Consider the following 19,593-nt stretch of genomic DNA (forward strand, 5'->3'; position numbering starts at 1 on the left):
AATATTGATTATTGATAAAGAAATGATTGATCTAGCTTGGTTTAAGTATGAAGCTAAAGAATTCTCTTGGGTAGGGGACCCTTGTTACGGTCAGAATCAAGTTTTATCTAGGATTCATTTTTTTGAATGGTTATCTATTTATTTAGGCCAGGAAGTGGATATAAAGACAGCTGAGGAGTATTTGGATGTTCAAGAAAGATAGCTTAGTCATCAAGTATATAGAGATATTCCGACTTCGAAGAAGAAGAACATTTATTTCCAGGAAAAGTGTTTTTTTAAACTCTGATGTTGATGAACGTGTTGATATAAAATCAGGTACGGATGTTTCAAATTCTAAAATAGGATTCGGTACATACATCGGGAAAAACTGTGAAATTAAATTTAGTACTATCGGTAAGTTCTGTAGTATCGGTAATAATATAACTTTGGTGTCAAACAATCACCCAGTTGAAAATTATGTTTCTACTCACCCTGCTTTTCATCGGCCAAACCATCCTTTGATGAGTCAGTTAGGTTTGAATTTTGAGTGTCGTGAAATTTACCCAGAATACAAAAGTAAATTAATAGGCGAATATAGGACAGTTATTGGTAATGATGTCTGGATAGGAACTAATGTTACAATAGTTGAAGGCGTACGTATCGGTGACGGGTCTGTAGTCGCTTGTGGTTCAGTTGTTACAAAAGATGTTGAGCCATACTCTATCGTCGCCGGGGTTCCTGCTAAGGTTATCAAGTTTAGGTTTGATGAGAAGAAACGACAAGCTGTTCTGAATTCACGTTGGTGGGACTGGGAGTTAGACAGATTGAAGTGTTTATCTGACCAATTCAATAATATAAATGATTTTTTGGAAAGCCTACAATAATTAAATATAGGTAATGCTCGGGGTATTGGCTGTGCGGATGTGCGTTATGTTTTGGAAATACTAACGATTAGGTTGTAAATTCTAACTCCTTAACTTTACGTACAATCTTAATTTGGTCGCTTAGTACCGAGTTTACAACCACCATTAATACTAAAGGCGACTAAGCTTGATGGCATTATAGAAGTAGACGAACTATATTTACTTGTTCAGAAAGGATCAAATATCTAACGATTATCACAGCAGGCTTTCAGTACGGATAGGACTTTTTTATTGAATTACCACAAAATACATCGAACACTATCCTGATTTGTTCACATATACGATCCGGAAATCTTTATGAAAAACAATCTGTTTATTATTCATAGCAGTAAATGGCGACATAGCATTATTCTTTAACGAAGGCATATTTTTAAAATGAGAGTTTTCCTTTCAGTTGTATCACATGGTCATTCAGAGCTTATTCATCAACTCGATTGTTTAACTAACGTAATTAATGACTTTGAGGTTGTAGTAAAAAGCAATAAACCGGATGATAATTTTTCTGTTTTGAATGAATCTAAAAACTTTCACTGGATTGATGAGCAGTATTTTTTGGGATTTGGGAATAATAATAATATCGTATTTGATTATTGTAGATCAAAGCTTGGTATGAGAGAGGATGATTATTTTATTGTATTAAACCCGGATGTTGTAGTTAGCTCTGCTGAAATTTACTTGTTAATTGAAAATATGGAAAAAAATAGATCAAAATTGTCAGCTATTAATTTATATAAAGATTATGACATGACTATTTATGATGACTCTATTCGAAAGTTTCCTAGTTTTATACAGTTTGCAAAATCATTTCTCGGTTTAGGTAATAGCGCAGTCTTAGATAAGAATATGATAAGAGTCCATTGTTTTATCGATTGGGCTGCAGGTTCGTTTTTAGCCTTCAAAGTATCTCATTACGTAGCCTTGAGTGGGTTTGACGAAAATTACTTCATGTATTGTGAAGATATCGATATTTGTTATCGGAGTCATTTATTAGATGAAAGAGTTCTATATTTCCCTGAAATTAAAGCTGTACATCTAGCTAAACATGCTAACAGAAAAATTTTATCAAAGCATTTCTATTGGCATGTAACTAGCGTAGTTCGTTTCTTGCTGACTAAGGCAGGTTTAACAAAGTCAAAATCTAGTTTGTCTCAATAGTCAAGCAAATACAGGGCACCCATGTATTTGCTTAATTCTTAAATACTAACTACGTTTAGATTACAAGGCGTTATTTGAAACAAGGGTATGCAATGCCAAGTATCTCAATGTTCTATGGAATTATCGTTAGTTCGTATTATTTCGATAGTGCTGTCAATGCCAGTTAAAAATTGACCCACCTATCGATGCTATCGCCGAAGTAAAGCTGACACACCCACGAAATTACTTCTACTTTCAGATAGATTTTCTAGAACCGTTGGTATGGTTCCTGCCACCTTCTTTCTCAGTAATCGGTAATTTTTTCCACTGAGTTGCACGAGGTGTGAGTGATGAAGAAGCCTATACAGTAATGCCGCTGACAGTGTCGTCTCGTCGGTGGATACATTTGACCATTGAGAGAACGGTAAGTTACTGGTTACGATACACTCTATTTATAGAGAAAAAGCTTAACTTAAGTTCTTCAATATAATCAGAAGGCTGATAGATGACTCAAGCACGTTAAACTCAAGTTTCCCTTCAAGACACAGCTAACCATCACTGCATTTTACGATGTGTGCGTCGCGCGTTTTTGTGTGGCGAGGATAAGTATTCTGGGCAAAATTTTGAGCATCGCCGTGCTTGTTTGGTCGAACGCATGCGTTTACTTAGCCGAGTGTTTGCGATTGATGTGTGTGCTTATGCCATTATGTCGAACCACTACCACTTAGTGCTGCATATTAATACGGCATCGGCGGGATCTTGGAGTGATGAAGAGATCGCTCAGCGTTGGACTGCCTTACACAAAGCGCCTTTGCTTGCGATTCGGTAGCTTGCGTTGCCATTGGACTGACTCTGGTCAATAAGGCGATTTCGAAAGAGCAGAGGCTTAACCAAGCGTTGAGTCAGGATCAGTAGTGTAGTAGGTTTTTTGGCTACGGTCGTTCTTTGTTTTTGCTGAAAACTCGACAAAATTCTCGTTGAAAATGGTGCAAAAATGCATCATTCGAACTCAGGTTTTTGAGTGTTATAGGTCACGATTGGTCATTTTAAAGCGGGTGTTTTATCGGCTTCTACGGACATCTGAATGGCTTCCTTTGAGTGTATTCCTTATAGTCTCACCTATTGGAGAGGGATCTTTGCGATCCTTTTTTCTTTACTTAATACAGCAACCTACAAATAAACTGTCTCAGGGCTAAGCCGCTTTTGAGACAGTTTTTGTGCCGGATATTTCTCCAATAGATGTGTGGCTGTTATCGGTATTTGAATGTATCAGCCACGGTGCATGGTCAGAAATCGGTAACAAGCTCGAATGGGCTGCCAGTTATATATCAAGAAACGTCCAAAAGTCGGTACAGAGGAAGTCTAAAGAAAACATTACTTTATACGGAATTTATGAAGTGCTTAGTGCTTAAGGATCAGTCTATGACTGAATTATAACCAGAGAGTAACTGTTATACATTTGATGCTTTCCGAGACATATAGAGTATATCGTCGCGGAAAGCTTTTCATACAACTTAAGAGGCGCTGGAGTTTACAGTGTCTGCTTTCTTGCTTAGCTTAGAGCGAATGAAGCTGGTGAACTTCCAAATATAAGCTAACACAATGGAATAGATAATAAAGCACCCGACAAATGTGCAAAACATGATTGGTTCGGGGATACTGGTCATCTCACCATAAATCCCAAAGCCAGCGTAAAGGCTAGCAATAAAACATATTGCAACAAGAGTCTGTCTCGAACTTAAGCCCATACGTTGGAAGATATGATGCAAGTGTTCACGATCGGGTTTGAATGGTGAATCACCTCTACGAATACGACGAATCATAATAGCAGCCATGTCCATTAAAGGAACGGCGATTAACCATAGAGCAGTAACTGGGCGCATTAATGGCTGTGAGTTTCCTGTCTGGCTTACGCCTAACAATAACCATATTACGGTAAAACCAATCAACATACTCCCCGCATCACCCATAAACACCTTGCGTTCTCGGCCTAAGATGCCTAAGTTCATACAAATGTAAGGGAGCATTGCCACGATAATAACCACACATAAATAAGCTAGGCCATGTTGGCTATCAACTTGCAGTAAAATTGCCAATGCTCCAAAGGTTACGATAGACAACCCGCCTAACAGTCCGTCAATACCATCGACCATGTTAAAGGCGTTTATAGCTCCAATGACTGCTAGAACAGTGATTATACTTCCCGCCCAACCTAAACTGATTTCACCGAAGCCAAACATATTACCCAGGCTATTGAGTTCAATGCCGGCTACCTTCATCATCGCGATGGATAGTGCCGCTTGAATACCCATTCTAACTTTGAAGCTCAGGTCGACTTTATCGTCAATGGCTCCGACAACAGTTAACACACAGATACAAAGCAGGTACAGCCAGCTATGATCAATGATTTCTGGTTTAAATGTGAGGTATTGTGCAAGAACAAGGCAAATGGAGATACCACCAACCAGAGGGATTGCGCCATTGTGAAGCTTACGAGCGTTGGGCTTGTCAACTAAGCCAATTTCCTTTGCTACTTTTCGCATCAAGAAGAGCGTTGCAAAGGAAGAGAAAAAAATAAAACTGAGTTCAAGAAGCATAGTTAAGCTAACGGTTATTGTATATAGAGCCAATATTAGCTCAACTTTATTATCGGACAAAGCAGTAATCTCCCTACAGGCTTTATCGGTCACGTGAATCTTAAAATGGGGTCATAGCGTCTGATAGCGCAAATTGCTTAGTTTTGTTATTCTTCATCGAAACCATATTGAAGGATTACCCCATGAAAATCGCAGTTGCTGGGACCGGCTATGTTGGGCTTTCCAACGCTATGCTGTTAGCGCAAAATCATGAAGTGGTTGCAGTGGATATCGTTGCAGATAAGGTTGCAACGCTAAACAACAAGCAATCGCCGATTGTCGATGCTGAGATTGAACATTTCCTTGCGACTAAAAAACTGAACTTTGTTGCTACCCTCGATAAACAGCAAGCGTACCTAGGTGCGGATTATGTGGTAATTGCGACTCCAACAGACTACGACGCTGTTACGCATTACTTTAATACTTCTTCTGTTGAAGCCGTGATTAAAGATGTGATGGCGATTAATCCTGATGCGGTGATGGTGATTAAGTCAACGGTTCCAGTGGGCTATACGGCTCGCATTAAACAAGAATTCGGCTGTGACAATATCATCTTCTCACCAGAGTTCCTTCGTGAAGGGAAAGCCCTATACGATAACCTGCACCCATCACGGATTATCGTTGGTGAACGTAGTGAACGTGCAGAAGTATTCGCAGGTTTGTTGGTGGAAGGAGCAGTAAAAGATGATATCCAAGTACTCTACACGGATTCAACGGAAGCTGAAGCGGTTAACTGTTTCCACACTACCTTGCCATGCGTGTGGCGTACTTCAATGAGCTCGATTCTTACTCAGAAGCTCATGGCTTGGACGCTCGTCAAATCATTGAAGGTGTTGGCTTAGACCCGCGTATTGGTAACCACTATAACAACCCGTCTTTTGGGTATGGTGGCTACTGTTTACCAAAAGATACCAAACAGCTTTTAGCAAACTATCAAGAAGTTCCGAATAATATTATCGGTGCGATTGTGGATGCAAACCGCACGCGTAAAGACTTTGTGGCTGAATCCATTCTTAAGCGTGAGCCCAAAGTTGTGGGTATCTATCGTCTCATTATGAAGGCGGGTTCGGATAACTTCCGTGCTTCTTCTATTCAAGGCATCATGAAGCGCATTAAAGCCAAAGGTGTCGAGGTTGTGGTTTATGAGCCAGTGCTTAAAGAGCGTGATTTCTTTAACTCGCGCGTGATTGAAGACCTGAATGAGTTTAAGCAAACGGCAGATGTGATTGTTTCTAACCGCATGGTTGAAGAGTTGGCAGACGTTGCTGATAAAGTCTATACCCGAGACTTATTTGGCAGCGACTAGGTCTAGTATTGATCAAGGCTTTACCCAAAAGCCTTGATCCCCAACGCCTTGGTACCCAAACCCAATCAACACATCGCGATCCTAGGTCCCTAGATTCTAGATACGTCAATCTTTCCAACAATCCTTTGCCAAGCTGGGCTAGTTTCATCAAGAAAATAGGTGTGGCCTTTTGGGTTATCCAGTTTTTGATTAAAGCTAGAGCAATCGATGAGTTCTATTCGCCCAATAGGGTGTTTTGGCCCAGTTTGACCAAGACGACGAGTGTAAGAGCGCTGCGGAATGTTCATCACTTTACTGGCCGGCATAGCAAAGTCATCCTTGGCATAAAAACACACCACCTGATTGGCCGCTTCCAAAATCCAACGCCCTTCTTGATCTTCTTCCAACGCATCATTGGCAATGTCTGCCGCCATTAAAAATATCTCGTCAAAAATCAGTGGAACACCTTGGTGGCCAAACTCCTCGGCAAACGTGTTTAAGCTTTTTAACAGGACTCGATTACCCATAGAGTGAGCCAAAACCGAGATTTTACGATAGCAAGGCGAGTGCTTCTGCTGCCAATTGATTAGCTTGCCTAAGGCTCTGGCAAAAACATAACCAGATAACTCTGCGCTCAGCTGATCGTCCCAATAATCCTTAATGATGCCAAAATCGTTATCACATGGCCAAATGATGGGGATAACGACGCAATTTTGCTGACTGCTCTCGAGCATGGTTTGCATTTTTAAAGTGTTTTGAATCACATGCTCCTCTGGTTGATTACTAAAACCATGGACATACAGCAGCACACGCCGAGCATTCGAGTTCAATAATTCTTCCATCCAAGCGTCGCTGCCAATTTCATGGGTTTGGCCATTGTGATGCTTGCAATACAGCAAGGATTGACTCAGTTCATTGGTTTGAGCGAAGCGGTGGTGAGTAGGATCTAACAGACGATTGGTTATCAATAACATGATTCTTCCTATTGGCTTGCTGGTGGGGGGCTTATAAAACAACGGGAATGTCGTTTGTGGCTAGCCGATGTGCGAATGCTTGTTTGGCGTGCTTTTCTCCGTGGATCAAATGCACGGTTTTAGGTGGGTTGGGAATCCTAGTGATAAACCGCAATAAGTCAGCTTGATCGGCATGGGCGGAATAACCTGAAATGGTGTGTATTTGAGCCTTAACTTCAATGACTTGCTCATCAATGTTAACCCTAGTTTGGCCGCTTTGAATGGCTTGCCCGAGTGTGCCTTGCGCTTGATAACCTGCAAACAACACATCATTTCTTTCGTCTGGCAGGAGCGCTTTTAAGTAATTGACGATTCTTCCTCCTTCGCACATGCCTGAGGCCGCGACGACCAAAGCCGCTTGTTGAGTTGAAGCGAGCCGATTGACTAACGCTAAATGTTCTTGATGACTTTGCACGCCAATACACTGGTCAAAAGCCAATGGATGACGATGGCCATCAAGACGTTGTTTGGCTTCTTTCCCCCACAGTTTTTTGAAGCGCCGATAGGTTTTGGTGATCTTATTCGCCAGTGGAGAGTCCAAAATGACAGGCAGCTGATCTGATAGCTTTCGCTGGTGGATAAGTTGTTCGATATCAAACAGTAACTCTTGTGTCCGGCCGACACTAAAAGCTGGGATCATAATGACGCCGCCATCGGCAAGTGCGTGGTCTATGATCTGGTTTAACCGTTGAATGCGTGTGGCTATTGCTTCGTGTTGTTTGTTGCCATAAGTCGATTCGATAAACAGGTAATCGGCTCGAACAGGCGAGAGCGGATTGGGCAGAAGAGGCGTGTCACAGGGACCAAGATCACCAGAAAAAACCACCACCTCATTGTTGGGCAGTTTGCATTCAACATAAGCGGAGCCAAGAATGTGTCCAGCTGGCTGAAAGCGTAGGTAGCATTGTTTACCAAGTGGCAGCCACTGTTGGTAGTCATGGGCTCTGAGTTGTTTCTTAATGACATTGAGGATTTGTTGCCGTTGATGGTTTTTCAACCCCAGTTGCAGCTTTAATCCGTCTTCTAGCATAAGGGGGAGAAGTTCGGCGGTTGCTTTAGTGCAGTAAATGGGGCCTTTAAAGCCAGCGGCAAGTAACCAAGGTAGGCGTCCGATATGGTCAATGTGAGCATGAGTCAGGACCAGTGCTTTGATGTGTTTGATGGGAAATTCAATGTCGAGTGATGCTTTTCGGTGACCAAAGTGGAGCTCTTTGCCTTGAAAGAGTCCGCAGTCGATCAAGATGCTACCACTGGGCAGTTTCAATTCATGACATGAGCCTGTGACGGTATGTTTCCCACCATGATGTATGACGCTGGCAATGTCTGAGATTGGTGTTGTCATCTTGGCTGTTCCTCCTTGAACTGCATCATGACCGTTATTTTACCGGGTAGGGTAAAGGAGTAGGAGGTGTCGAATGGGCGGGATGGAGGGCAATAGCAGGAAGTGCGATTGGGTTCTTTGTTTTGATGTAAGTGGTTTGTCGTTGCTTTGTGTTGATTCGAGCAGGTTTAAGTTGAGAGTGTGGTGATTTGAAGACTCCTAATGTCGCTTGGACTTCTCGGAGTGACAAATATCATTAAATTGTAAGCAAACAAAAAGGGATGCGTGCTGCATCCCTTTGTTATTTCAGCTTAGTAAAAGCGCGAAATTAAGCTTTAGCAGCCGCCGCCGCTTTAGCGATAGCAACGAAGCTCTTAGCGTCTAGAGAAGCGCCGCCAACAAGAGCACCGTCGATGTCTGGTTGTGAGAAGTAAGCTTCTGCGTTCTCTGGCTTAACAGAACCACCGTATTGGATGATAACTTGTTCTGCTACTGCTTTGTCTTTCGCTGCGATAAGTGCGCGGATAGAAGCGTGGATGCGTTGTGCATCTTCAGCAGTTGCCGCTTTACCAGTGCCGATCGCCCAGATTGGTTCGTAAGCGATGATTGCGCCGTTTAGAGCTTCAACACCGCAAGTGTCGATCACTGCATTGATTTGACGTGCACATACAGCTTCAGTTTCGCCCGCTTCGTTTTGAGCTTCAGACTCACCGATACAGAATACAGGCGTTAGACCGTTTTCTTTTAGGAAGTTGAATTTCTTCGCGATGAACTCGTCAGATTCGTTGTGGTATTCACGACGCTCTGAGTGACCTATGATGATGTGAGAAGCACCGAAGTCTTTCAGCATTTCTGGAGACATATCGCCAGTGAAAGCACCGCTGTTGTTTAGGTCAGTGTTTTGTGCACCTAGGATAACTTTGTTACCGCCTTCTGCGATGACACACTCAGCGACACCGATGTAAAGAGCTGGTGGAGCGACGGCTACGTCAACACCTTCAACGCCTTCAAGCTCAGCATTAATTCCAGCTAGCAGCTCAGTGACCATTGCTTTGCTACCGTTTAGTTTCCAGTTACCCATCACTACAGGACGACGCATAGGAATATCTCCCTTCTCTTTAATGTAAATAGTCTATTAATGTAAAAAATCTACGTAGGAATATAACAGAATAATGTGCACAGATCATGATTGGCGTCATGTCTTATTCGGCTTTCTTCATCTGGTCGCTGTCTGTTATTTTGTTAAACACAATCGATTGGTGATCGCGTAGACAGAATGATAGTTCATTGCTCGGAAAATGCGCCTCAGATTGGTATTACTACGGGCTAAAAGTGAGCCGTAATCAGAAAGGAATCAAAATGCCCAACTTAGTTTTAGAATATTCCAACTCAGTCGATGAGCGCGTGAATGTTCAGGTCCTGCTCGAAGATTTACACAAGGTAACCTTAGACAGCGGTTTGTTCGAGCTTGCGTCCGTGAAGTCACGCGCGCTACGGTGCCATAACTGGTTGGTCGGAGAAGAAGGCGATAATGTCGATTTCATTCACATCAATTTTGATTTGCTGAGAGGAAGAAGCGCAGAACAAAAGCGAGAGTTATCGAGAGCGTTAATGGCGGTGCTACAAGAGCAAGCGAGTCAGATACATAGCTTGACCGTCAATGTGCGAGATATGGATATTGATTGCTTTCAGAAGGTGGTAAATTAGGCACATCAGGTTTATTTGTGCGCGGCCAGGGTGTTGTCGCACTCTCAACGATAGGGCGTTTCGATGTCGATTAAAGAGCTGCTGTTTTCTTTTCAGGGGCGTATAGGCCGCAAAACTTACTGGGTGTGGAACATCATTTACTACATCTTAATCTTGGGCTTCGGCGCCGGCATCAGTAAGTTGTTCCCTCAATTCTCCTATATTCTACTGCCTGTGTTTTTGTTGATGCTTCTGATCCCGGATTTAGCGATAACGACGAAGCGTTGGCACGATCGTGATAAGTCGATTTATTGGTTGGCGCTCAACATCCCGTTGATCATTGGTCGAGTCGCAACGCCCATGACTGATCCAATGGCGCAAGCCCCATCAATTCCACAAATGATGATGACTTCAATTTCTTTGATTTGTGGTATCTGGATTCTGGTGGAGTGTGGTTTGCTGAAAGGAACCAGCGGTCAGAACAAATACGGTCCTGAGCCGGAGTAAGCAGCGTTTTCTGGGGTTAAATAAGGTTTTAGGATTCTAGAGCCTTATTCCTCTCCCTTAGTAAAAATCATCCCTATCTTTAAAGGTTCTCAACTCAACCACATCGGCTTTTTGAGTTGGTGCGGCTTCCCCTTGTAACGCTTCTCTGAACTTAATGACTTGTTTCTGCAGTTCGTTCATCAACACGACATTGGTGTGGTTTGGATTTTTGCAGTTTTGGATGACTCTATCTATGTGGCTTTGCTGAGCCCACAGTCTTGGCTGCATCTGTTCTGAGGCACCTTCAATCATCTCTTTTGCCATATCCTGCCGGAACTGTTCAAAGGCTTCTGGATCGCGTTCTGCCATTTTTACTAGTTCGTCGAATGAGGGTAAAACCTGGGGCTTGTGGGTACTTGGCATAGCTATCTCCAAATCCATTGGATATTGCTCCTAGTTACTAAAAGCTTAGTCCATTTAGATATGGTGATAGAAAGAATAACAACTCGCGTCTCACTAACAGAAGCGTATGTTCATAGTAAGTTAGGAGATTGTCGAGATATCAGGCTTGAATACGGTACACGCAGCGGCGTTGGCCACTGATGATATGCTCTGTACGTTCTATTTTGGTATCACTGCCTAACAGTGACTGGAATACATTGAGTTCAGATTGGCACAAACTCGGGCAGCGTGTGGCGGCTTTGCAAATCGGGCAGTGGTTCTCGATAAGAATAAACCCATGTTGATCTTGCTCGAGTTCGGCCATGTAGCCTTCTTGCTCACGCAGAGTAACCAGTGCTTCTAGCTTGCTCTGAAGAGAGTCACACTTTGCAAGTTGCTCTTGGTAGCTGTGTAGGGTGAGTTTTTCGCGCTCGGACGTGACTTTCTCTAGCCCATCTTTGCCAAAGATATGTTCTACGGCTTCGATAAATTGAATGGCGAGTTCGCCATGGCGATCAGCAAATTGCTCGTGACCTTTTTGAGTCAATGACCAATGGCGAGCTGGGCGACCCACTTTGACTTTCACATCATGAATCGACAGGATGCCGTCATCTTCTAAACCCTGCAGGTGCTGGCGTGCACCCATGGTTGTCATGCCCAGTTCAGAAGAGAGTTGTTTCGCTGTGACAGAGCCGTCACGCTTAACGATTTGCAAAATCCTATCTACGGTTTTCATATACCCACCATCTTTACGTCAGTCGATATTATGCTCGATAGGGTTAGTAAAGAAAAGTGTTGACTTAGCTTTAGGGGAACAAGGTGTGAAAGGAAGGTCCTAGGGAAAAGAGAGCCTTCCTAGGAGAAGGGCAAGTTCCTAGGATCCTGGGCCCTAGGAACTTTGTATCTGTTTAAAGAATAATATCGCGTACTTCAGTGTCTTTACGCTCTAGGTAGTGCGTTGACTTAATGCGACGGATAGTGCGGCAACGACCGCGGATCACCAAGGTTTCGGTGGTTGCGATATTACCTTGGCGAGAAATTCCCTCTAGCAGGTCACCTTTCGTAATGCCTGTTGCCGAGAAAATGACGTCGTCGCTGCGTGCCATGTCTTCCATTTTTAGAATGACATTGGCTTTCACGCCCATCTCTTTACAACGCTGAAGCTCAGATGCAGCGTAGATGCGGTTATCCTCAGTATCGCCTTTGACTTGATGACGAGGAAGAAGTCGACCTTGCATGTCTCCATCGAGTGCGCGAATAACGGCTGCCGACACCACGCCTTCTGGGGCGCCGCCGATGCAGTACATCATGTCGACTTCACTGTCTGGCATACAGGTTAGGATAGAAGCGGCGACGTCACCGTCTGGCACGGCGAACACGCGAACACCCATCGCTTGCATTTCTGCGATCACTGCATCATGACGAGGCTTGGCAAGCGTAATAACGACTAACGTATCAAGAGGCTTATTCAGCGCTTTTGCTACGTTTTCTAGGTTTTCTTTAAGTGGTTTACCTAGGTCGATAACGCCTTTTGCACCAGGGCCTACAACCAGCTTTTCCATGTACATGTCTGGTGCTTTCAAAAAGCTGCCTTTTTCGCCAGCGGCTAATACAGCCAGTGCGTTAGACTGGCCCATTGCAGTCATTCGAGTGCCTTCGATAGGGTCTACGGCGATATCGACCTCATCACCACCAATACCCACTTGCTCACCGATGTACAACATTGGCGCGTCATCGATCTCCCCTTCACCTATGACGATTTCACCACTGATGTCTGTTTTGTTTAGCAGGATACGCATGACTTCGACTGCTGCACCGTCCGCTGCGTTTTTGTCGCCACGACCAAGCCATTTATAACCAGCCAAAGCGGCACCTTCGGTCACACGGGAAAAAGCCATTGCTAAGTCGCGTTTCATGATGTCTCCAGTAACAAGAGTAAAGAGGAATTTACGCAACGATTTTATCACATCGTCTGTTGAATTTGATCAATACTTGATGAGCTTATGGGGAGAGTGATGAGAAAATACATTGCGCAAAAATGCTTCGATAAGAAGAAAAGTCAGCGTTTAGTGAGATTGCGCTGATTTTTTAACCGAATGATGCGAAATATTGAATATAGTAAGTGTTTCTCATCGCTACGCTGAGTAGAATAAACCTCATAGGTAAGGTGCAAACGAACGCTCGTGCGTCGTCCCAATGGAATAACAATAGGTAGGCCAAGATGTCTTTTGAAGTACTAGAACAACTCGAATCGAAAATTCAAACTGCAGTTGACACAATCACTCTTCTTCAGATGGAAGTCGAAGAGCTGAAAGAAGATAAAGTGAAGCTTGAAACCGAAGCAAACGATCTTCGTTCTCAACGTGAAGAGCTAGAGCAAAAATCTCAGCAAGCTCAACAAGAACACGCCCAGTGGCAAGAGCGCATCCGTGCACTACTTGGCAAGATGGATGAAGTGGAATAATCCACTTAAGTGTCCTGAATCAAAAACACCCGCTTCGGCGGGTGTTTGCGTATCAGGCACAGTAGAAAGGCTTTAAGGTAAAGATAGGTCTTGGGAGCAGACCGATTCTAGCAGCGATGCACCTTGCTCTAAGACCTAAGACCTCGGCTTAAGATTCTTTATTCTTCCTCACCCAGGTCTAAATCCACATTAAGCGGCTCTGGAGAAAGGATGATGCCTGTGCTGTCTGCGTAGATGTAATCTTCAGGCAAGAAGCTGACACCACCAAAGTTAACCGCTACGTCGATTTCTCCGACACCTTGGTTGCCGCCACCCACAGGAATAGATGCCAGTGCTTGAATGCCGAGGTTCATGTCTTCCAGTTCGTCTACTTCGCGGACACAACCGTAAACCACAATCCCTTCCCATTCGTTTTCTTCTGCAAGCGTTGCAATTTCTGCATCGATTAAGGCTCGGCGTAGCGAACCACCACCATCAATCAGCAGTACTCGTCCTACACCATCTTGCTCTAACGTTTCGCGGATCAGTGCGTTATCTTCAAAACACTTAATCGTCACCACTTGTCCAGCAAACGATGCACGCCCGCCAAAGTTACTGAACATGGGTTCAACGACATCTACCTGATCAAGGTAAATATCACAGAGTGCGGAGGTATTGTATTCCATAGCGTACCTTTCTAAACAGAAATCGTTGTCTTTGAGTATATCTACGCATTAAGTCAATGCAATGACAACCCTTTTTAACTCATTAGAGTTTGAGCTACCACAATTGTTGCAAATAAAACATTAGTAACCAGAGAGCACTTCACAACTACGGGCATCATAGGTGCGATTTGTGCGGGTTTTTCTGTATCCCAAACCGCTTTGCCGTGGTTGGCCACCACAAAAATACTGATCAGGAATGGCAGGCTTATCCATATTGGTTTGTCTTGAATCAGCAGGTAAGCAGCAAAAGCCAATAGCGCGCCGCCAAGTAAGAGGAAGTGGTATTGTTTTGCTTTTCGTTGGCCAAGTCTCACTGCCATGGTGCGCTTGCCACACTCACTGTCATTTTCGATATCACGCATATTGTTGATGTTGAGTACCGCAACCGCTAACAAGCCACAGCCTAGCGCTGGCAGGAAGAGCGTCGCATCCACATGACCTGTGTGTAGGAAGTAAGTACCAGATACACCAAGTAGGCCAAAGAAGATAAATACCGATAGGTCACCCAAGCCAACATAGCCATAAGGCTTGCTGCCCATGGTGTACGCAATCGCGGCGACAATGGCAAGTATGCCCAAGCCAATAAAGGTAATGATGCTTTCAAACGAGCTCAGTGCATAAAAGACTAAGGTGAGACCTGCAATGGCAGTCAGAATGATGTTGAAAATGATCGCTTGTTTCATTTGCTCAGCAGTGACCGCACCAGACTGCATGGCACGCTGAGGGCCTAAACGGTTTTCGTTGTCCGTGCCTTGCACTGCATCGCCGTAGTCGTTCGCAAGGTTAGACAATATTTGCAGTAGCGTTGCGGTGACGAAGGCCATGACTGCGATAGTCAGCGAGAAGTGACCCGCAGAATAGGCGAGTACGCTACCGGTCAAAATAGACACTAGAGCGAGCGGTAAGGTTTTTGGACGAGCGGCTTCAAGCCAGATCTGCAATGATTGTTTCATGGGTATTTCGTGCTAGTAACCGATGTGCCCAGTATAAGCACAAAGTGTTCATTACGCTATTGACCTGAAACAACTCAGCTAAGAGTTAGGGGCTACGCTTCATATTTATGGCAGTAAAGGTAGCTCTATAAACAACGGCAATGCTGCTGTGCGCGCTGTAATTAGATTCTTAGTCTCGCCAGGCTAGCTAGAATGACGGGTTTCTTTTGAGAGGGTTAAATGAATCGTTACCCTGAACAAAAAGCCCAGAAACAAGGTTCTGGGCTTTGGTAGGATAGGCTGCGTTTAGAGAATAAAGCGGCTTAGATCTTCATCTTCAATAGTGTCACCTAGGCGGTCTTTCACGTAGGCGGCATCAATCACAAACTTCTCACCACCTTTTTCTGTCGCATCGTAAGAAATCTCATCCATCAGACGCTCCATTACCGTGTGAAGACGGCGAGCACCAATGTTCTCAGTGGTTTCGTTTACTGTCCAAGCGGCTTCCGCAATTTTTGTGATGCCATCTTCAGTGAACTCGACGTCCACCTCTTCTGTTTTCATCAGCGCAACGTACTGTTCCGTCAGTGACGCTTTAGGCTCTGTGAGGATGCGTTTGAAATCGTTGCTCGTCAGCGCTTCTAGTTCAACACGAATTGGCAGGCGACCTTGCAGTTCTGGGATCAGATCAGATGGTTTTGCCACCTGAAATGCGCCAGAGGCAACAAACAAGATATGGTCAGTTTTCACCATGCCGTGTTTGGTTGATACTGTGCTGCCTTCAATCAGTGGGAGTAGGTCACGTTGGACACCCTCGCGAGATACGTCAGGGCCAGAGCTCTCACCGCGCTTACAAATCTTGTCGATCTCATCGATGAAAACAATGCCGTTGTTCTCTACGTTGAAGATTGCCGATTCTTTCAGCTCTTCTTGGTTGACCATTTTCGCCGCTTCTTCTTCTGCCAACGCTTTCATTGCGTCTTTGATTTTCAGCTTGCGTTTTTTCTTGGTGTCGCCTGCTAGGTTTTGGAACATGCCTTGCAGTTGGTTGGTCATTTCTTCCATACCTGGAGGCGCCATGATCTCTACACCCATTTGTGGTGCCGCGACATCGATTTCGATTTCTTTATCGTCTAATTGGCCTTCACGCAGTTTCTTACGGAAGGTTTGGCGTGTGTTGGATGTGTCTTCTTTCTGTTCCGATTGGCCCCAAGCATCGCGAGCGGGTGGCAGTAGTGCGTCTAATACACGTTCTTCTGCTTGCTCTTCAGCGCGGAATTTTACTTTTTCCATCGCTTGCTGGTGGGTCATCTTCACGGCAACGTCAGTCAGGTCACGGATAATGGTTTCGACTTCTTTACCCACGTAACCGACTTCGGTAAATTTGGTTGCTTCGACTTTAATGAAAGGGGCGTTTGCCAGTTTCGCAAGACGACGAGCGATCTCTGTCTTACCAACACCGGTTGGGCCAATCATTAGGATGTTCTTTGGGGTCACTTCAACACGCAAGCTTTCTTCAAGCTGCATTCGACGCCAGCGGTTACGCAGTGCAATCGCAACCGAACGTTTTGCATTTTCTTGACCAATAATGTGGCGGTTCAGTTCATGAACGATTTCGCGAGGAGTCATTTCAGACATATTCTTTCCTTACTTCGTTACGAGAGCGCTTAAGCCGTTGGCTTAGGAAGTTCTACTGTAGATTCGAGTTCTTCCACAGTGTGCTGGTGGTTAGTGAAGACACAGATATCGCCAGCAATGTTTAGGGCTTTTTCTGCGATTTTGCGCGCGTCTAGTTCTGTGTTTTCTAATAGTGCGGTTGCCGCTGCTTGTGCGTATGCGCCGCCAGAGCCAATGGCGATCAGATCGTTTTCTGGCTGAACAACGTCACCATTACCAGTGATGATCAGCGAGGCAGTCTCATCTGCAACGGCCAGTAGGGCTTCGAGTTTGCGAAGTGCACGGTCGCTACGCCAGTCTTTTGCGAGCTCTACTGCCGCTTTAGTCAGGTGGCCTTGGTGCATTTGCAGTTTGCTTTCGAAGCGTTCGAATAGGGTGAAGGCATCCGCTGTACCGCCAGCAAAGCCAGCAAGGACTTGGTTGTTGTATAGGCGACGGACTTTACGCGCATTGCCTTTCATTACAGTATTACCTAACGACACTTGGCCATCACCCGCGATGACGACTTTATTGTTTCGACGTACAGATACAATGGTAGTCACAGTCGACCTCTTAATTTTTTTCTTTGGATTTAATTCAGTATATGGGGTGAGTGAGTGGGGGATTCAAGGGGGCGAAAAGAAAGGCCCTAGGATCTTTGCGCCTAGGGCCTGAATTTAAAGATTCTCTTTCCAAATTGCGCATGGCTCAATTTTGGCACGTTGCAACTTGTGACGATCTTTCTCTGCTTCGCGTTTGAACTTGTATGGGCCAAGTACTATGCGATACCAAGAACTGCCGGGCTTTTTGATTACACGACTGCTCATTCCTTGGAAGGCAATGGCTAGCTTACGTTCGTCGGCCTGACTTTGGTTTTTGTAAGCGCCGCACTGCATCACGTAAGGTACTTTGGAGACCTGAATGTCTTTTGCGACGACTTCAACTTCTCGTTGCGGTAAAGATTCCACGTATTCCCACTTTTCTTCTGGTAGAGGGGGGATATCTTGCTTCGGCTTTGGTTTGCTGGTGGTCACGGGTTGTTGTTTTACCACGGTCTGTTTTGGTTCTGGATCTGAGTTTAATAAATACAGCCCATAGCCAAAACCGCCTGCGAGCAAGATTGCTAACAGACCACTACGCCAAGGTTTTTTTCTTGAGGATTGCTTTTTTGTCGACTTCTTCGGAGCGCCGCGTCCGCGTCTTACATAATCTCTATTTGCCACGGTTACTTCTGGTCATCAAGGATTCTGGCAAATATGTTAATCCAGAATGCGATGAGAAAACACCCTATTCGCATAATCTTGTTAGTTACATGCAGGAAAAAGAGATAAAAAGCGACGCTGGACGCGCCGCTTGGCATGGATGTGTCGTTATTACGGTGACGATTAGTGTTTATTGCAATGATGGTTAGCGTAACGGCGGGGCAGCACTGCCACGGACAACCAGCTCAGTCTCAAGTAGACGAGAGCCGGAATGCACGTCGTGACCTTTGAGCATATCAAGCATCATCAACATGGCTTGGCGACCTATCTCATAGCGAGGCTGAGAGATGGTGGTGAGTGGCGGATCGCAGTATTGAGCGAATTGAATGTCATCGAAGCCGACAATAGAGAGGTCTTGAGGAATGCGCAGGCCTAGGCGTTTCGCTTCTTGGAGTGCACCAATTGCCATGGTGTCACAGTGGCAGAACAGAGCGGTGGGTGGCTCTGGAAGATCAAGCAGTTTACGTACCGCTTGTACTCCTCCGTCGAAAGAGAAGTCAGCAATAACAGTATATTGCTCTTCTTTGTTAATGCCCGCTCGACGCAGTGCTTGTTGGTAGCCTTGATGACGGAAGTGGCAGAGTGCGGCAGCGTTAGGTCCTGAGATTTGAGCGATACGTTTGTGACCTAACTGAGTTAAGTAGTTGACTGCTTCAAATGCGGAGGTCAAGTTATCGATATGAACGGTGGGCAATTCCAGCTCTGGAGAAAACTCACACGCCATGACCATAGGTGGCAGGTTTTTCTGCTCCGGTTTACTGACATCAAACGGCAGATCAGTACCAAGCAAAAGCATGCCGTCTGCCTGTTTCGTAAACACTAAGTTAACGAACGAATTCTCCCGCTTTTTCTGCTGACCGCTGTCGCCAAGCAGAACAAGGTAGCCGTGTTCCATTGCTGCATCTTCAATACCCCGAATGATTTCAGAGAAGTACGGATCGCAAATGTCCGGAACTATGGTGACAATGGTTTTTGATTCATTTCTGCGTAAGTTACGAGCTAATGAGTTTGGTGAATAACCAGCTTCTAGTACAGCATCTTCCACTCTCTTCCTTGTTGAAGAAGAGACTTTTTCTGGATTCATTAATGCTCTTGATACTGTGGCAGTCGATACCCCTGCAAGCTGGGCAACATCCTTCATTGTCGCCATAGTTTTTTTCCCTCTTTATATATTCGCCAAGATGACATTTGAGACTATTTTAATGGCAGCCTGTCTGACTGCGTTCACTTTAGACTTTTCTAAATTTAATAGTCTATTCATTTCTTACGGTAAAGTTAGGGTCTGTTTAACAAAAATCGCTCTCCTAATGTGAGATCAATCACATTAAAGGGCAATTCACTGCATGACCAAACGTTTGCTAGCTGAGGTCCTGCGGTTCGATATCTAAATTCCAGCGAACTTTCTTGGCATTTGGTAATAATTCGATTGCAGGTTTTGCACTGGTTAATAACTTTTGCATCAATGATCGCTGCTGAGTTTGCAGTAATAACTGCCATCGATACTTGCCGGCACGTTTCGCCAGTGGTGATGGTGTTGGGCCAAGTACCATGCAGGAGTCATCGAACAATGGGTGTGACTCAAGGGTAAAACGCACTTGACGTAAAAAATCTTCGACCACTTCACTCTGGTTTGCTTCCGCTTTAAATAAAGTCAAGAAGCTGTACGGCGGG

20 protein-coding genes and 4 pseudogenes are annotated in these 19,593 nt (G+C 44.7%); 9 read left to right on the forward strand and 15 right to left on the reverse strand.

Translation table 11 applies throughout. From position 1 onward, the window contains the following. The 3 genes from AND4_RS20315 to AND4_RS16735 all read left to right on the forward strand — a co-directional run. Positions 1 to 202: hypothetical protein (locus AND4_RS20315; RefSeq protein ID WP_009844160.1), on the forward strand; the 202-nt coding region annotated here is incomplete at its 5' end. Continuing rightward, complete coding sequence (locus tag AND4_RS16730) at positions 186 to 863, forward strand: CatB-related O-acetyltransferase (RefSeq protein ID WP_009844161.1); 678 nt, start codon at positions 186 to 188, stop codon at positions 861 to 863. The genes AND4_RS20315 and AND4_RS16730, both read left to right, overlap by 17 nt. A gap of 414 nt (positions 864 to 1,277) precedes the next feature. Further along, positions 1,278 to 2,057: a glycosyltransferase family 2 protein gene (locus AND4_RS16735; protein ID WP_009844162.1), complete on the forward strand. Its 780-nt coding sequence runs from the start codon at positions 1,278 to 1,280 to the stop codon at positions 2,055 to 2,057. Positions 2,058 to 2,245: 188 nt separating this feature from the next. Here the strand turns inward: AND4_RS16735 and AND4_RS19700 are convergent. Beyond that, positions 2,246 to 2,479: pseudogene (locus AND4_RS19700) on the reverse strand (ATP-binding protein); the annotation flags it as partial. A gap of 212 nt (positions 2,480 to 2,691) precedes the next feature. Here AND4_RS19700 and AND4_RS20320 point away from each other — a divergent pair. Both AND4_RS20320 and AND4_RS19705 read left to right on the forward strand, forming a co-directional pair. Then, positions 2,692 to 2,865: a hypothetical protein gene (locus AND4_RS20320; RefSeq protein ID WP_186004061.1), complete on the forward strand. Its 174-nt coding sequence runs from the start codon at positions 2,692 to 2,694 to the stop codon at positions 2,863 to 2,865. A gap of 406 nt (positions 2,866 to 3,271) precedes the next feature. Continuing rightward, positions 3,272 to 3,448: pseudogene (locus AND4_RS19705) on the forward strand (IS4 family transposase); the annotation flags it as partial. 102 nt (positions 3,449 to 3,550) lie between these two features. Here AND4_RS19705 and wecA read toward each other — a convergent pair. Beyond that, positions 3,551 to 4,633: a UDP-N-acetylglucosamine--undecaprenyl-phosphate N-acetylglucosaminephosphotransferase gene (gene wecA, locus AND4_RS16745; protein WP_043991821.1), complete on the reverse strand. Its 1,083-nt coding sequence runs from the start codon at positions 4,631 to 4,633 to the stop codon at positions 3,551 to 3,553. 182 nt (positions 4,634 to 4,815) lie between these two features. Between wecA and AND4_RS16750 the strand changes: the two are divergent. Further along, positions 4,816 to 5,978 (forward strand): annotated as a pseudogene (locus AND4_RS16750) (nucleotide sugar dehydrogenase). Positions 5,979 to 6,067: 89 nt separating this feature from the next. Here the strand turns inward: AND4_RS16750 and AND4_RS16755 are convergent. From AND4_RS16755 to tpiA, 3 genes are all read right to left on the reverse strand, one after another. Continuing rightward, a complete protein-coding gene (locus tag AND4_RS16755) occupies positions 6,068 to 6,931 on the reverse strand; it encodes an alpha/beta hydrolase (RefSeq protein ID WP_009844167.1) in 864 nt (287 codons plus the stop codon). A 31-nt stretch (positions 6,932 to 6,962) separates the two neighbouring features. Then, positions 6,963 to 8,312, reverse strand: a complete 1,350-nt coding sequence (locus AND4_RS16760) for an MBL fold metallo-hydrolase (protein ID WP_009844168.1) — start codon at positions 8,310 to 8,312, stop codon at positions 6,963 to 6,965. A gap of 307 nt (positions 8,313 to 8,619) precedes the next feature. Beyond that, positions 8,620 to 9,390: a triose-phosphate isomerase gene (tpiA, locus tag AND4_RS16765; RefSeq protein WP_009844169.1), complete on the reverse strand. Its 771-nt coding sequence runs from the start codon at positions 9,388 to 9,390 to the stop codon at positions 8,620 to 8,622. A 260-nt stretch (positions 9,391 to 9,650) separates the two neighbouring features. On the opposite strand from tpiA, the gene AND4_RS16770 reads away from it, so the two are divergent. Together AND4_RS16770 and AND4_RS16775 are read left to right on the forward strand one after the other, a co-directional pair. Beyond that, positions 9,651 to 9,998, forward strand: coding sequence for a tautomerase family protein (locus AND4_RS16770; protein WP_009844170.1), 348 nt, complete (start codon positions 9,651 to 9,653; stop codon positions 9,996 to 9,998). A gap of 63 nt (positions 9,999 to 10,061) precedes the next feature. Beyond that, positions 10,062 to 10,484 carry a DUF805 domain-containing protein gene (locus AND4_RS16775; RefSeq protein WP_009844171.1) on the forward strand — a complete coding sequence of 141 codons (423 nt, stop codon included), beginning with the start codon at positions 10,062 to 10,064 and terminating at the stop codon, positions 10,482 to 10,484. 57 nt (positions 10,485 to 10,541) lie between these two features. Here the strand turns inward: AND4_RS16775 and AND4_RS16780 are convergent, their stop codons facing one another. From AND4_RS16780 to glpX, 3 genes are all read right to left on the reverse strand, one after another. Further along, positions 10,542 to 10,904, reverse strand: a complete 363-nt coding sequence (locus tag AND4_RS16780) for a DUF3135 domain-containing protein (RefSeq protein ID WP_009844172.1) — start codon at positions 10,902 to 10,904, stop codon at positions 10,542 to 10,544. A 121-nt stretch (positions 10,905 to 11,025) separates the two neighbouring features. Next, on the reverse strand, positions 11,026 to 11,640 hold the full coding sequence (locus AND4_RS16785) for a metalloregulator ArsR/SmtB family transcription factor (protein ID WP_009844173.1): 615 nt from the start codon (positions 11,638 to 11,640) through the stop codon (positions 11,026 to 11,028). A 172-nt stretch (positions 11,641 to 11,812) separates the two neighbouring features. Beyond that, on the reverse strand, positions 11,813 to 12,820 hold the full coding sequence (glpX, locus tag AND4_RS16790; RefSeq protein WP_009844174.1) for a class II fructose-bisphosphatase: 1,008 nt from the start codon (positions 12,818 to 12,820) through the stop codon (positions 11,813 to 11,815). A gap of 305 nt (positions 12,821 to 13,125) precedes the next feature. Between glpX and zapB the strand changes: the two genes are divergently transcribed. Next, entirely contained in the window at positions 13,126 to 13,368 is a 243-nt protein-coding gene (gene zapB, locus AND4_RS16795; RefSeq protein WP_009844175.1) for a cell division protein ZapB, read from the forward strand. Between the two features lie 158 nt (positions 13,369 to 13,526). On the opposite strand, the gene rraA is transcribed toward zapB, so the two are convergent. The 7 genes and pseudogenes from rraA to AND4_RS16830 form a co-directional block, all read right to left on the reverse strand. Beyond that, a complete protein-coding gene (gene rraA, locus AND4_RS16800; RefSeq protein ID WP_009844176.1) occupies positions 13,527 to 14,033 on the reverse strand; it encodes a ribonuclease E activity regulator RraA in 507 nt (168 codons plus the stop codon). Between the two features lie 74 nt (positions 14,034 to 14,107). Further along, the gene (locus tag AND4_RS16805) at positions 14,108 to 15,025 is read right to left on the reverse strand and encodes a 1,4-dihydroxy-2-naphthoate polyprenyltransferase (RefSeq protein ID WP_009844177.1); all 918 of its coding nucleotides are present in this window, start codon (positions 15,023 to 15,025) and stop codon (positions 14,108 to 14,110) included. A 285-nt stretch (positions 15,026 to 15,310) separates the two neighbouring features. Continuing rightward, the gene (gene hslU, locus AND4_RS16810) at positions 15,311 to 16,642 is read right to left on the reverse strand and encodes an HslU--HslV peptidase ATPase subunit (protein ID WP_009844178.1); all 1,332 of its coding nucleotides are present in this window, start codon (positions 16,640 to 16,642) and stop codon (positions 15,311 to 15,313) included. A 29-nt stretch (positions 16,643 to 16,671) separates the two neighbouring features. Further along, positions 16,672 to 17,223, reverse strand: a complete 552-nt coding sequence (gene hslV, locus AND4_RS16815; RefSeq protein WP_009844179.1) for an ATP-dependent protease subunit HslV — start codon at positions 17,221 to 17,223, stop codon at positions 16,672 to 16,674. A gap of 114 nt (positions 17,224 to 17,337) precedes the next feature. Then, complete coding sequence (locus tag AND4_RS16820) at positions 17,338 to 17,883, reverse strand: SPOR domain-containing protein (RefSeq protein WP_009844180.1); 546 nt, start codon at positions 17,881 to 17,883, stop codon at positions 17,338 to 17,340. Between the two features lie 184 nt (positions 17,884 to 18,067). Next, complete coding sequence (cytR, locus tag AND4_RS16825; RefSeq protein WP_009844181.1) at positions 18,068 to 19,072, reverse strand: DNA-binding transcriptional regulator CytR; 1,005 nt, start codon at positions 19,070 to 19,072, stop codon at positions 18,068 to 18,070. Between the two features lie 208 nt (positions 19,073 to 19,280). Next, a pseudogene (locus tag AND4_RS16830) lies at positions 19,281 to 19,593 on the reverse strand (primosomal protein N'); the annotation flags it as partial.

The organism is Vibrio sp. AND4 (assembly GCF_000171815.1).
Classification (GTDB): Bacteria; Pseudomonadota; Gammaproteobacteria; order Enterobacterales; family Vibrionaceae; genus Vibrio.